Source organism: Priestia iocasae (genome assembly GCF_016909075.1).
Classification (GTDB): domain Bacteria; phylum Bacillota; class Bacilli; order Bacillales; family Bacillaceae_H; genus Priestia; species Priestia iocasae.
In genome coordinates this window covers 1-12,690 of record NZ_JAFBFC010000009.1, presented here as the reverse complement: position 1 = coordinate 12,690, position 12,690 = coordinate 1, and the positions used below count along the sequence as shown (strand labels likewise).

7 protein-coding genes, 21 tRNA genes, 1 rRNA gene and 1 pseudogene are annotated in these 12,690 nt (G+C 38.0%); 3 read left to right on the top strand and 27 right to left on the bottom strand.

Annotated features, from left to right (window positions below):
- Positions 1-248 precede the first annotated feature (248 nt).
- Positions 249-1,178 (top strand): 1,4-dihydroxy-2-naphthoate polyprenyltransferase, encoded by a 930-nt coding sequence (locus JOC83_RS18195; protein ID WP_205188806.1) that lies wholly within the window; start codon positions 249-251, stop codon positions 1,176-1,178.
- Between the two features lie 216 nt (positions 1,179-1,394).
- Entirely contained in the window at positions 1,395-2,141 is a 747-nt protein-coding gene (locus JOC83_RS18190; protein WP_378912280.1) for a TraR/DksA C4-type zinc finger protein, read from the top strand.
- Positions 2,142-2,280: 139 nt separating this feature from the next.
- On the opposite strand, the gene JOC83_RS18185 is transcribed toward JOC83_RS18190, so the two are convergent.
- The 5 genes and pseudogenes from JOC83_RS18185 to glgB form a co-directional block, all read right to left on the bottom strand.
- Positions 2,281-4,692 (bottom strand): glycogen/starch/alpha-glucan phosphorylase, encoded by a 2,412-nt coding sequence (locus JOC83_RS18185; protein WP_205188804.1) that lies wholly within the window; start codon positions 4,690-4,692, stop codon positions 2,281-2,283.
- Between the two features lie 4 nt (positions 4,693-4,696).
- Complete coding sequence (gene glgA, locus JOC83_RS18180) at positions 4,697-6,124, bottom strand: glycogen synthase GlgA (protein WP_205188803.1); 1,428 nt, start codon at positions 6,122-6,124, stop codon at positions 4,697-4,699.
- Positions 6,121-7,146, bottom strand: coding sequence for a GlgC family sugar phosphate nucleotidyltransferase (locus JOC83_RS18175; RefSeq protein WP_205188802.1), 1,026 nt, complete (start codon positions 7,144-7,146; stop codon positions 6,121-6,123). The genes glgA and JOC83_RS18175 overlap by 4 nt, the downstream gene beginning before the upstream one ends.
- 30 nt (positions 7,147-7,176) lie before the next feature.
- Positions 7,177-8,295, bottom strand: coding sequence for a glucose-1-phosphate adenylyltransferase (locus tag JOC83_RS18170; RefSeq protein WP_378912559.1), 1,119 nt, complete (start codon positions 8,293-8,295; stop codon positions 7,177-7,179).
- Positions 8,198-10,193: pseudogene (gene glgB, locus JOC83_RS18165) on the bottom strand (1,4-alpha-glucan branching protein GlgB). Before glgB ends, JOC83_RS18170 begins: the two are co-directional and overlap by 98 nt.
- Positions 10,194-10,422: 229 nt before the next feature.
- Between glgB and JOC83_RS18160 the strand changes: the two are divergent.
- On the top strand, positions 10,423-10,608 hold the full coding sequence (locus JOC83_RS18160; RefSeq protein WP_205188801.1) for a hypothetical protein: 186 nt from the start codon (positions 10,423-10,425) through the stop codon (positions 10,606-10,608).
- Positions 10,609-10,659: 51 nt separating this feature from the next.
- Here JOC83_RS18160 and JOC83_RS18155 read toward each other — a convergent pair.
- From JOC83_RS18155 to rrf, 22 genes are all read right to left on the bottom strand, one after another.
- Positions 10,660-10,731: transfer RNA gene (locus tag JOC83_RS18155), tRNA-Glu, on the bottom strand.
- A 23-nt stretch (positions 10,732-10,754) separates the two neighbouring features.
- Positions 10,755-10,845 (bottom strand) — tRNA-Ser (locus tag JOC83_RS18150).
- Positions 10,846-10,851: 6 nt separating this feature from the next.
- A tRNA-Asn gene (locus JOC83_RS18145) sits at positions 10,852-10,926 on the bottom strand.
- Between the two features lie 8 nt (positions 10,927-10,934).
- A tRNA-Ile gene (locus JOC83_RS18140) sits at positions 10,935-11,011 on the bottom strand.
- 5 nt (positions 11,012-11,016) lie between these two features.
- Positions 11,017-11,090: transfer RNA gene (locus JOC83_RS18135), tRNA-Gly, on the bottom strand.
- Between the two features lie 16 nt (positions 11,091-11,106).
- Positions 11,107-11,182 (bottom strand) — tRNA-His (locus tag JOC83_RS18130).
- Between the two features lie 18 nt (positions 11,183-11,200).
- A tRNA-Phe gene (locus JOC83_RS18125) sits at positions 11,201-11,276 on the bottom strand.
- Between the two features lie 9 nt (positions 11,277-11,285).
- Positions 11,286-11,361: transfer RNA gene (locus JOC83_RS18120), tRNA-Asp, on the bottom strand.
- Positions 11,362-11,365: 4 nt separating this feature from the next.
- Positions 11,366-11,442 (bottom strand) — tRNA-Met (locus tag JOC83_RS18115).
- 32 nt (positions 11,443-11,474) lie between these two features.
- Positions 11,475-11,567 (bottom strand) — tRNA-Ser (locus JOC83_RS18110).
- Between the two features lie 21 nt (positions 11,568-11,588).
- Positions 11,589-11,665: transfer RNA gene (locus JOC83_RS18105), tRNA-Ile, on the bottom strand.
- Between the two features lie 7 nt (positions 11,666-11,672).
- A tRNA-Met gene (locus tag JOC83_RS18100) sits at positions 11,673-11,749 on the bottom strand.
- A 27-nt stretch (positions 11,750-11,776) separates the two neighbouring features.
- Positions 11,777-11,852, bottom strand: a tRNA-Ala gene (locus JOC83_RS18095).
- 13 nt (positions 11,853-11,865) lie between these two features.
- A tRNA-Pro gene (locus JOC83_RS18090) sits at positions 11,866-11,942 on the bottom strand.
- A 27-nt stretch (positions 11,943-11,969) separates the two neighbouring features.
- Positions 11,970-12,046 (bottom strand) — tRNA-Arg (locus JOC83_RS18085).
- An 8-nt stretch (positions 12,047-12,054) separates the two neighbouring features.
- Positions 12,055-12,143: transfer RNA gene (locus tag JOC83_RS18080), tRNA-Leu, on the bottom strand.
- Between the two features lie 11 nt (positions 12,144-12,154).
- Positions 12,155-12,229: transfer RNA gene (locus JOC83_RS18075), tRNA-Gly, on the bottom strand.
- Positions 12,230-12,249: 20 nt separating this feature from the next.
- A tRNA-Leu gene (locus JOC83_RS18070) sits at positions 12,250-12,331 on the bottom strand.
- Positions 12,332-12,342: 11 nt separating this feature from the next.
- Positions 12,343-12,418, bottom strand: a tRNA-Lys gene (locus JOC83_RS18065).
- Between the two features lie 7 nt (positions 12,419-12,425).
- Positions 12,426-12,501, bottom strand: a tRNA-Thr gene (locus tag JOC83_RS18060).
- Between the two features lie 8 nt (positions 12,502-12,509).
- Positions 12,510-12,585, bottom strand: a tRNA-Val gene (locus JOC83_RS18055).
- A gap of 6 nt (positions 12,586-12,591) precedes the next feature.
- Positions 12,592-12,690, bottom strand: a 5S ribosomal RNA gene (rrf, locus tag JOC83_RS18050); the annotation flags it as partial.

Sequence of the window (12,690 nt, the reverse complement as noted above, 5' to 3'; positions counted from 1 at the left end):
CTTTGGCCATTGTAACAAGTGTTTATCCATAATTTTACGTAAAGGAATGTTTCTTTCTCAATCGAAAAACGTTGACACTCTATAAGGCTTTTTCTACACTAAATATGTACCATTTGTTCTATTATTAACGTGTACTCGTTGGAAAATAATTTGACATGTATTTGTTACCTATTTCTTAGTTGAAAGGTAAACGAAGAAAAGGTGTAAACTAACTAGTGACCTTTTTCATAAAGAAAGGAAGAAGCTTCATGCAAGCAAACATCCAGAATGACACAGCAGTAGCAAAACAAAGCCGTGGTAAAGTTTTATGGCAATTAACTCGACCACATACGCTTACTGCTGCATTTGTACCTGTTTTAATCGGCACAGCATTAGCCATGTTCTACACCAACATTAATGTCTCTCTGTTCGTTGCGATGTTAGTAGCTTGTTTGCTCATACAAGCAGCTACAAACATGTTCAATGAATATTACGACTATAAACGTGGACTTGATACAGCTGAATCTGTTGGAATTGGTGGAGCCATCGTTCGAGATGGATTTAAACCCTCTACCGTGTTGAATTTAGCTTTAGGCTGCTATGGTCTAGCACTCCTACTAGGTGTTTATATTTGTATGAACAGTAGCTGGTGGCTTGCAGTAGTTGGATTAGTTTGTATGGCAGCCGGTTACTTTTATACTGGTGGACCACTACCAATTGCTTATACGCCTTTTGGAGAATTAGCCGCTGGACTTTTTATGGGGTTAACAATCATTTTAATTTCATTCTTTATTCAAGCTGGTACAGTGACAACTGAAAGTGTACTGATTTCAATTCCCATTGCCATTCTTGTTGGAGCCATCCTTCTTGCTAATAATATTCGAGATCTTGATGGAGATAAAGAATTTGGCAGAAAGACCATTGCCATCTTAGTAGGAAGAAAAGGATCCATTTATTTATTGGCCGCTATGTTTGTGGTTTCTTATAGTTGGATTATTGGTTTAGTGGTAGTTGGCTATGCCAGCCCTTGGATCCTTCTTGTCTTTCTAAGTATTCCAAAGCCTGTAAAAGCTGTAAAGGGATTCATTGGAAAGACCATCCCGATTCAAATGATGCCAGCCATGAAGGCGACTGCTCAAACAAACACGATTTTTGGTTTCCTTTTATCAGTTGGTTTATTTATTAGTTATTTTCTCTAAGCACGTAGTCACAGTTATTGTAAAAGATAAGTAAATATGTTCAATAAAATCCTCTGCTTTCTCCAACCATTTTAAAGGCTGGATGAAACAGAGGGTTTTTAGTCTCTAACAAATAAAACCCTTTTTCCTCCTTTTAGCATAGGGTCGTGTTTTTTTATTTCTTTTCGTAAATAATAGCAAAAGAAGAAGCGTTACTTTCTAAAGGGGGATATGATTTTGTTACAATCAGCTCAAATACATGAACTAAAGACAGAGCTTATGAATCGCAAACAAGCAATCGAAGATCACTTTGAACAAAATGATTCATTTGGATTAACTCGTAGCGATGCACATGATTCAACAGGCGAATTATCAAGCTATGATAATCACCCTGCTGATACAGCAACTGAAACCTATGAGCGTGAAAAAGATTATGCATTAAATGAACATATGCAAGAAGAATTAACAGAAATTAATGAAGCTTTGCAAGCAATGGCAGCAAATAAATATGGGGTATGTAAAGTATGTGGACAAGACATCTCATTTGAACGATTACAAGCTGTTCCTACTACACAATACTGTAAAGAGCATAGTCCATCTCAACACACATCAACAGATCGTCCAATTGAAGAGGCCGTATTAAATCATCCGTTTGGCCAATATGAGTACGATGAAAAATATGCAGAGCCTTATGACTCTGAAGATACATGGCAAGATGTCGCTCGTTACGGAACGTCTGATTCACCATCAGATTTTGTTGAAGATACTGAGTACTATAGCGAAACATATGTTGAAGCTGATGAACGCCTTGGCTATGTAGAAGATTATGAAAACTTTGCTGCTAATGATTTGTATGGTCATCCATTACCAATCTATCCAACAAAAAAACATGACATGTATGAAAAAGCGCTTGATGAAGAAGGAACCATGTCTGTATTTGGTGATTTACATGGTTATGAAAAAGATCCATATGTTGAAGACTAAAAGCTTTTCTATAGGTTGAACCAGATTATTTTTTTCAACATTCCTTGCCCGTCTATCCAATAATCGTATGATTGGATTTAAGCAGCAAGGAATGTTGAAGAAAGTTGTGTTAACTTTTAACACAGCTCTTTACTAACGATTAAGAATGTTGAACACGATTAGTTGGTTTGATGTTCCAAATATGGTCAGCATATTCTTTAATGGTTCGGTCACTCGAAAAGTAACCTGATTGAGCAATATTAATGGTGCTCATTTCAAACCACTTAGGCTTATTTTGATAGGCTTCATTTATTTGTTCATGTGCCATCACGTAAGAAGCAAAGTCTCTTAACACATAATATTCATCATTTTGCATAAGCAATGAATCGTAGATTGGTTCAAACGAATCATAAGAATGAGGAAAGAATCCATTGATTAATTGCTCCATTACTTGCTTAATTCGTTTATCGTGATGATAATAATCGTAAGATCGATACCCTCCATTACGATTATAGTGTAGAACTTCCTCAGCTTTTAAGCCAAAAAGAAACATATTATGCTCACCAATCTCTTCGCAGATCTCAACATTTGCTCCGTCTAATGTTCCTACTGTTAGAGCTCCATTCATCATAAATTTCATGTTTCCCGTTCCTGATGCTTCTTTACTCGCCGTAGAAATTTGCTCACTTACATCTGCAGCAGGAAACACTTTTTCTGCTAGAGAAACACGATAGTTTTCTAGAAATATAACTTTTAACAGATGAGAAGTTTGAGGATCATTGTTCACTTTATCAGCAAGTGAATTAATAAGCTTAATGACTTTTTTTGCATAATAATAGCCAGGTGATGCTTTAGCACCAAAAATAAATGTTCTTGGATGAATCGAAAAATTAGAGTCTTCTTTCAAACGATTATAGAGATACATAATATGCAGCACATTTAACAACTGCCGCTTATATGCATGCAGTCTTTTTACATGTACGTCAAAGATAGAGTGCTCATCTATAACAATGCCATTTTTCTCTTTAATAATCTGAGCGAGTGCTAACTTCTTTTCTTTCTTTACGTATTCAAGTCGTTCTTTAAAACTATTGTCATACGCATACTCATTTAGACGTGATAGAAGCTGCGGGTGTTGAACCCATTCGTCTCCAATCGTTTCACTAATTAACGATGAAAGTTGAGAATTTGCTTTTAATAGCCAACGACGATGAGTAATTCCGTTTGTTTTATTCGAAAATTTTTCTGGATACACTTCATAAAAATCTTTCATTTCCCGCTCTTTTAAAATTTCTGTGTGGATTTTTGCCACACCATTTACTTGATAGCTTCCTACAATGGCAAGGTGAGCCATCTTCACTAACCCATGTGCGATAATAGCCATATGTTCAATTTTTGTCCAATCACCTGGGTAGCGTTCCCAAAGTTCTTTACAATAACGCTCATTCACTTCTTCAATGATCATAAAAATACGTGGAAGCAATGGCTTAAAAATATGAACTGGCCACTTTTCAAGCGCTTCCGACAAGGTGGTATGATTTGTATATGAAATGGTTTGGGTAGTAATTGACCACGCTTCATCCCATCCTATTTTTTCCTCATCTAAAAGGATACGCATAAGTTCAGGAATCGCTAATACAGGATGGGTATCATTAATTTGAATGGCTACTTTTTCATGAAAGTTCAATAGTGTTCCATACGTTTTACGATGAGAATTGACAATGTTTTGGAGACTAGCTGATACTAAGAAATATTGTTGTTTTAAGCGTAAAATTTTTCCGTCATCGTGTGTGTCATCAGGATATAAAAATTCTGAAACTGCTTCAGTTTCTCGTTTATATTCCATTACATCTTTATAAATAGGAAATGAAGAAGGCTCTGCATTCCATAGTCTTAACGTATTAACGGTCTCATTGCTAAATCCGATAATTGGAATGTCATAAGGAACAGCTGTAATTGTTTCACCATCAATATGTCGAAACTGTAATCTGCCTCTTTCACAATACGATTCAATTTCTCCCCAAAACCCTACCTCTACAGCTTGATCAGACTTTCGAACTTCCCAAGAGTTTTCATGCCTTAACCATTGTTCAGGTAGCTCTACTTGAAATCCATCTACAATTTTTTGTTCAAATAAACCATGTTTATAGCGTATACCAAATCCATGTCCGGGAAGATTAGTAGATGCTAAGGAGTCAAGAAAACATGCAGCTAATCGTCCTAATCCACCATTTCCAAGACCTGCATCTGCTTCTACTTCTTCCATATCTTCAATGGAGATACCTAATTCTCCTAACCCTTGTTCGACTACGTCTCGAATACCTAAATTCAATAAGTTTTGACCTAATAGTCTACCAAGAAGAAATTCAATCGATAAATAATAAACTTGTTTCGTATTTGAGTTACGATTTCTCTCATTAGTCGCAATCCAATTGCTACTAATGTACTCTCTCACCATATTCCCTAATGTATGATACTGATCTCGAACAGTGGACTCGCTAAAGCTTTTACCGTATGTCATTTCCAGCTTCTTTAAAAAAGCTTTTTGAAAACTTTCTTTGCTAGAGAACATGCTTTCACTCCTTTAATAGTAAACTCGCGTAAAGCTGATTGTACTTAAATGCGGATTGAGCCCAACTATAATCTTGAGTCATTCCTTTTACCATCAACTGTTTCCATACATCTTTACATTCGTAAAGGTCTTTCGCTCGCTTAATGGTATGTAACATATCGTGTGCATTAACATTCTTAAAGCTAAAGCCGTTTCCATCACCGCTTTCTTCATTGTAAGATTGTACAGTATCATTTAATCCACCTGTTTCTCTTACAATAGGAACAGCTCCATACTTTAAGGCAATTAATTGACCTAATCCACAAGGTTCAAATTTAGAAGGCATTAAAAATAGATCAGATCCTGCATAAATCAAATGTGCGAGCTCTTCATTAAAACCAATAATGGTTTTAACTTTTCCTGGATAACACTTTTCCATCTCAACAAAAAAGTCCTCAAATTCGACATCTCCCGTGCCTAATACAATCACTTGAACGTTCAATGCCATTATTTCATGAAAAACATGCTTAACTAGCTCAAGTCCTTTTTGCGCTGTTAATCTTGTTACCATTGATATAATTGGAATATCTTCACCTTGAGATAATCCAAGCTTTCGCTGAATATACCTTTTATTTCTTTCTTTATTCTCTAAATTTTCTACTGAGTACTGATAAGGAATGCATTCATCTATTTGTGGATTATACATCGTGTCATCAATACCGTTAATAATCCCTAACAAATCATCATGACGCTCTCTTAACAAGCCATCTAGTTTTTCACCATAATAAGGAATTTGTATTTCATTGCGATATGTTGGACTGACGGTTGTAATTTTATCAGACGCAACAATCGCTGCTTTCATAAAGTTAACGTCCCCATAGAATTCTAATTGATTTTCAGTAAAATAATAATCATTCATGTTTAACAAGTCATGCAAAATACTTTTTGAGAATATGCCTTGAAACTGTAAGTTATGAATAGTAAAGACTGTTTGTATAGCATCGTACTGTTCATAATGTGCACGTAATAAAAAGGGAATCATACCCGTATGCCAATCATGACAATGAATAATATCAGGTGTAAACTCTAAAAATGGGATAGATTCAATAACAGCCCTACAAAAAAAAGAAAATCTCTCTCCATCATCATAATGACCATACAATGTCTCTCTATTGAAGTAATACTCATTATCAAGAAATACATATGTAACGCCATCTACTTGCATCACTTCTAATCCACAATATTGGTTTCTCCATCCAACTTGCACATTTATTACTTTTTTCAACTTCATTTCTTCTTTATATTTCTGTGCAATCTGCCCGTACTTTGGCATTATCACGCATACATTAGTTCCTAGCTTAACTAAATCTTTTGGAAGAGAGCCTGCTACATCAGCAAGCCCTCCTGTTTTAACAAATGGTACACATTCAGATACAGCAAATAATACATTCACGATTTCATCAACGCTCCTTGAATACTTCCTTTTGCGATAACATGAGGCATGTTTGTATCTCCAATTAATTTGAAACCTGGTCCTACCTTTACATCTTTATCCAAAATGGCACTGTTTAATAAGCTATTCGTCTTAACAATTCCTTTTTGCATCACAATGCTATTCTTTATTACTACTCCTTTTTCAATCCTAACACCTCTAAAAATAATACTGTTTTCAACGTGTCCTTCAATGATGCATCCATTCGCGATAACAGAGTTTTTGACAGTTGCACCAGTCGCATATCGAGTAGGTGGTTCATCTTTAACCTTTGTATAAACAGGTCTCTCTTTCATAAATAATTGCTTCCATGTTTGAGATGATAAAATATCCATACTTGCTTCGAAATAGGATTGAGTACTTGAAATAGTGGCTACGTACCCTACGTGTTCATATGGTAATACTTTTGAGCATTGGGCCATATATGCAACAAAGTCCTCAATAGTCGCAAAGTCGTATGTGCTGTTTTGTAACATATCGACTAATGTTTCAGTCTCTATTATATACATGTGAAGGGATTCACCATTTTGTACGACTTCTGTAATTGTCGCTCCCGTATCAATATGTCTGGCTAAAACTTGCTGAAAATTAATATTACAAACAGTATAGCTATTTGCAATAACCGCATATTTTTGAGTGCTTCTTAAAAAGTAATTGATATGATAACGTAACTGTGAAAAGACAGATGGTGCTTCAAAAAGATTATTTTCAATCATTGGTGGAAAAATAAATAAGCCATCTCTTTTACGGTTAAGGTCCCATTCTTTCCCTGAACCAAGATGGTCCATTAATGAGCGGTAATGATAACGAGGAAAAAGCGCAACGCTATGAATGCCAGAATGAACCATATTTGATAATGCAAAATCAATTAATCGATACCTTCCCGCAAACGGTAATGCTGCAATAGATCGATAAGAGGTTAAAGGTTGTAGCGATTTTGTATTTGTACAAGCGTCAATAATTCCAAGCATTTGTGTATTCATATTGGTCATCCTTTCGTTGTATAAATAATGTTATGCTAATGATTCGACCAGTTCGTTTGTAACTAGAATTACTTCATCACTTTCTTTTAACGGTTTAATAATGGTTCCGTCTGGAATTACAACGCCTTCAGGTACAATGGCATTTTCAATATACACATTGCTACCAATTTTAGCGTAAGGCATTACGACGGTTCGTGTTAGCTCTGAATCTGCTCCTACATGTACACCTTGAAATAATACCGAATGCTTGATTTCCCCTTCCACTACACATCCTTCATTTACAAGAGATTCAATGACTTGTGCAGATGGTGCAATATATTGAGGTGGTTCACTCGGGTTAACAGAATATACTTTCCAAGATGAATCATATAGATCTAATTCTGTGTCCTTAAGCAGTAAATCCATATTGGCTTCCCATAAACTTTTAACTGTACCTACGTCTTTCCAATAGCCTGTAAATGGATATGCCATGACTCTTTTCTTTTCTTCTAAAAGTAGAGGAATTACATCTTTTCCGAAATCGTGGCTAGAATCTGGATTACGTGCATCCATTTCTAAGAACTCTTTCAGCACACTCCATTTAAAGATGTAAATGCCCATTGAAGCCAAATTATTCTTTGGAAATGCTGGTTTTTCTTCAAATTCTAAAATATCGTATTGGCTATTTGTATTCATAATCCCAAATCGACTAGCTTCTTCCCATGGTACTTCAATAACTGAAATGGTTACATCTGCCTCTTTTTCAAGGTGATAATCCAACATAAGGCTATAATCCATCTTGTAAATATGATCTCCTGATAAAATAAGTACGTAATCTGGATCATATTGATGTAAGTAATTTAAGTTTTCATAAATAGCACTTGCTGTTCCCTTATACCACTTAACGCCTGAAGATTCCGAATATGGAGGTAATACTGTTACACCACCATTATGTCGATCTAAGTCCCATGCACTTCCAATTCCAATATATGAATTTAATACTAAAGGTTGGTATTGTGTTAATACACCTACAGTTTCAATACCAGAGTTTGTGCAATTACTAAGAGCAAAATCAATAATGCGATATTTGCCTCCAAACGGTACGGCTGGTTTTGCAATGTTTTTTGTAAGTGAGCTCAATCGACTTCCTTTTCCTCCAGCTAATAGCATGGCTACACAATTTTTCTTTAACATTATTTCTTTCTCTCCCCTCGTTTTTTCTTCGCTCGCAATACACTAATCCCGAATCTAGGGATATTGATTTCAATATGAAAGGGCTTTTCATGATATGAGCCTTCTACAGCAGTTACTGCTTTTTTATTTTCACAACCAGATCCCCCAAATGCAGCATCGTCACTATTTAGAACTTCAATATAATCTGTTAATAATGGAACCCCTATCTTGTAACCTTCATATGAAACATCTGAGAAGTTACATACAACGACAAAAAGGTCATCCGCTTTTTTCCCTTTTCTAGCAAAAGAGAAAATTTGCTGCTCTGCATTATTTGCATCAATCCATTCAAATCCTTCTGATTGATGATCTAGTTCATACAATGGTTTACTTCTACGGTAAAGCTTTACTAACTCTTTGAAGTAATGATTTATCTTTTTATGCATATCAAAATCAAATAATACCCAATCTAAATCCTCTAAATCTTTCCATTCATCGAATTGACCAAATTCTCCGCCCATAAAAAGTAGCTTCTTTCCTGGATGAGTTAGTAAATACCCATATAATAAGCGAAGTTGTGCAAATTTATCAGTATAGTCTCCTGGCATTTTATTTAACAATGAACGCTTTCCATGAACGACTTCATCGTGAGAAAAAGGTAAAATAAAGTTCTCATTAAACGCATAAATCAACGAAAACGTTATCCTATTGTGTAAACCTTTACGTTCATCTACACTTGCCTCCATATAATGCAAAACATCATTCATCCAACCCATATTCCATTTGTAATTGAAGCCTAGTCCATTATCTATCGTAGGAGCTGTTACTAAAGGCCAATCTGTAGAGTCTTCTGCAATCATGAGTACCGTTGGATCACTTGAGAATACCGCTTCATTTAGCTTCCTTAAAAATGCAACTGAATAAGGGTTCTCAGATAGATCAGGTGCATTTTGCCAATACAACATGTTAGCAACCGCATCAACACGAAATCCATCAATATGAAAATAGTGCATCCAAAACAAAGCGTTAGAAATTAAATAGCTTTGCACCTCTGGTTTTCCGAGATCAAAGTTAGCTGTTCCCCATACATAATTTTCTCGATCTGATTCATTTTGGTATTCATATGTAGGAGTACCATCAAACATATAAAGTCCATGCTGGTCTTTGCAAAAATGGCCAGGAACCCAATCTAAAATAACTCCAATACTTTCCTGGTGACAACGATCAATAAAATCCATTAGTTCTTTAGGAGAGCCATATCGGCTAGTAGCTGAGTAATACCCTGTACCTTGATATCCCCATGATCGATCAAATGGATGCTCAACAAGAGGTAATAATTCAATGTGAGTAAATCCATGTTCTGATATATATGGAATAAGCTCATCTGCTAATTCTGAATACGTATATAGACTACCGTCTTTATGCTTTTTCCATGTTCCTGCATGAAGTTCATAAATAAAAAGAGGTGAATCATATGGTTTTTTCGTCTTTTTCTTTCGCTTCCAATATTGATCATTCCACTTATAGCCTTCTAAATTGTAAACAACAGAAGCCGTATTTGGCCTTTCTTCGCTATAAAATGCATAAGGATCAGATTTAAGGAAAGAACGATTGTCTAACGTATGAATTTCATATTTATAAATTGTTCCCTGTTTTAATGATGGAACAAATAACATCCAAATACCTTGCTCGCTTATTTTCATTAAACGATGATTTGAACCATTCCAATCGTTAAAATCCCCTACTACTCGAACTTCTTTTGCTTGAGGAGCCCATACACAAAAACGGACACCTTGTACATGATTTTCTTCAACCAAATGTGCTCCAAATAAAGAATAGCTTTCATATAAGCTACCTTCATGAAAGAGATGAACATCGAATTCTGTAGGTTGAATTGTTGATTCCAATTTTCGTCACCCTCTCAACCATCATTTTGGTAATACATAACCAAGTTCAAGAAAAATTGCAAAAAACCTCCTTTAATCTTTCTTTTTATTCCGACATTTTGCGACAAAACTGCTTTCACTACATGAATGATGTTTGTTTTCTTAATTAAAAAGTATATTTCTATTTGTAATGCAGAAAATGAAAGTAACGTCATAACGAATAAATGGAGAAAATAAAATGGCAAAAAAAAATAAGCAACCAGAAATAAACGAAGAAATCAAACCTTATTTTGAAGCACCAGATAATAAGATTTTAGCAGTTGATATGTTTAGAGGACCTTATACAGGTATTTATTCGGATTTCGATTTATCTAATCCTGGGCAAAAACGTTTTGTAGATGAGTATAAAAAGTTTACAGATTAAATGACATAACAAAAAGCAGTTTGCATAAATGCAAACTGCTTTTTGTTATGATGACCCGTACGGGATTCGAACCCGTGTTACCGCCGTGAAAGGGCGGTGTCTTAACCGCTTGACCAACGGGCCTAAGATAATAGTTTAAATTACTCTGGCGGAGAAGGAGGGATTTGAACCCTCGCGCCGCTTACACGACCTACACCCTTAGCAGGGGCGCCTCTTCAGCCACTTGAGTACTTCCCCGTATAATGGCTCCACAGGTAGGACTCGAACCTACGACCGATCGGTTAACAGCCGATTGCTCTACCACTGAGCTACTGTGGAATAATAGATGGTGGGCCTAAGTGGACTCGAACCACCGACCTCACGCTTATCAGGCGTGCGCTCTAACCAGCTGAGCTATAGGCCCCTATTTGGAGCGGGTGATGGGAATCGAACCCACGACATCAGCTTGGAAGGCTGAGGTTTTACCATTAAACTACACCCGCATTTTTAAATTTATAATGGGGCGACTGATGGGAATCGAACCCACGAGTGCCAGAGCCACAATCTGGTGCGTTAACCACTTCGCCACAGCCGCCATTATTTATCTTTAAAATGGTGGCTCGGGACGGAATCGAACCGCCGACACATGGATTTTCAGTCCATTGCTCTACCGACTGAGCTACCGAGCCTTTTTAAAATGGCGGTCCCGACGGGAATCGAACCCGCGATCTCCTGCGTGACAGGCAGGCATGTTAACCGCTACACCACGGGACCACTTTGGTTGCGGGGACAGGATTTGAACCTGCGACCTTCGGGTTATGAGCCCGACGAGCTACCAGACTGCTCCACCCCGCGATAATATAAATATCAAACATATTAAGTTAATATGGAGGAGGAAGAGGGATTCGAACCCCCGCGGGCTTTGACACCCCTGTCGGTTTTCAAGACCGATCCCTTCAGCCAGACTTGGGTATTCCTCCGTATATATCCTTCGATTCAACTGGTGGACCTTGTAGGACTCGAACCTACGACCGGACGGTTATGAGCCGTCTGCTCTAACCAGCTGAGCTAAAGGTCCTTCAATATGGTAGCGGCGGAGGGGATCGAACCCCCGACCTCACGGGTATGAACCGTACGCTCTAGCCAGCTGAGCTACACCGCCATATCGAAAAGATTTATGAATTATAATTGGTGGAGCCTAGCGGGATCGAACCGCTGACCTCCTGCGTGCAAGGCAGGCGCTCTCCCAGCTGAGCTAAGGCCCCAAAAGTTGTTTAATGGTCGGGAAGACAGGATTCGAACCTGCGACCCCATGGTCCCAAACCATGTGCTCTACCAAGCTGAGCTACTCCCCGTTACATTTTCATGTAACTAGTATAATATGGCGCGCCCGAGAGGACTCGAACCCCTAACCTTTTGATCCGTAGTCAAACGCTCTATCCAATTGAGCTACGGGCGCTATTTAAATGGTGCCGAGGGCCGGACTTGAACCGGCACGGTAGTCACCTACCGCAGGATTTTAAGTCCTGTGTGTCTGCCAATTCCACCACCCCGGCAGGACTTTTTGTGGAGCGGAAGACGGGATTCGAACCCGCGACCCCCACCTTGGCAAGGTGGTGTTCTACCACTGAACTACTTCCGCGCAAAAGTATTTAATTAAGATGCGGGTGAAGGGACTTGAACCCCCACGTCATAAGACACTAGATCCTAAGTCTAGCGCGTCTGCCAATTCCGCCACACCCGCGGACAATCAAATGGTGAGCCATGAAGGACTCGAACCTTCGACCCTCTGATTAAAAGTCAGATGCTCTACCAACTGAGCTAATGGCTCGTACAAGTGGTGCCGGCGAGAGGACTTGAACCCCCAACCTACTGATTACAAGTCAGTTGCTCTACCAATTGAGCTACACCGGCTTTATAAATGGTGGAGGATGACGGGATCGAACCGCCGACCCCCTGCTTGTAAGGCAGGTGCTCTCCCAGCTGAGCTAATCCTCCATATAAGCCTGGCAACGTCCTACTCTCACAGGGACAAAGTCCCAACTACCATCGGCGCTAGAGAGCTTAACTTCCGTGTTCGGCATGGGAACGGGTGTGACCTCT

What these genes read in the sequence shown, in the direction of transcription:
- JOC83_RS18195 (WP_205188806.1), top strand. Translation starts at nt 249, where the DNA reads ATGCAAGCAAACATCCAGAATGACACAGCAGTAGCAAAACAAAGCCGT.
- JOC83_RS18170 (WP_378912559.1), bottom strand. Translation starts at nt 8,295, where the DNA reads ATGCTATTAGCTGGAGGAAAAGGAAGTCGATTGAGCTCACTTACAAAA.
- JOC83_RS18185 (WP_205188804.1), bottom strand. Translation starts at nt 4,692, where the DNA reads ATGTTCTCTAGCAAAGAAAGTTTTCAAAAAGCTTTTTTAAAGAAGCTG.
- JOC83_RS18175 (WP_205188802.1), bottom strand. Translation starts at nt 7,146, where the DNA reads ATGAATACACAAATGCTTGGAATTATTGACGCTTGTACAAATACAAAA.
- JOC83_RS18160 (WP_205188801.1), top strand. Translation starts at nt 10,423, where the DNA reads ATGGCAAAAAAAAATAAGCAACCAGAAATAAACGAAGAAATCAAACCT.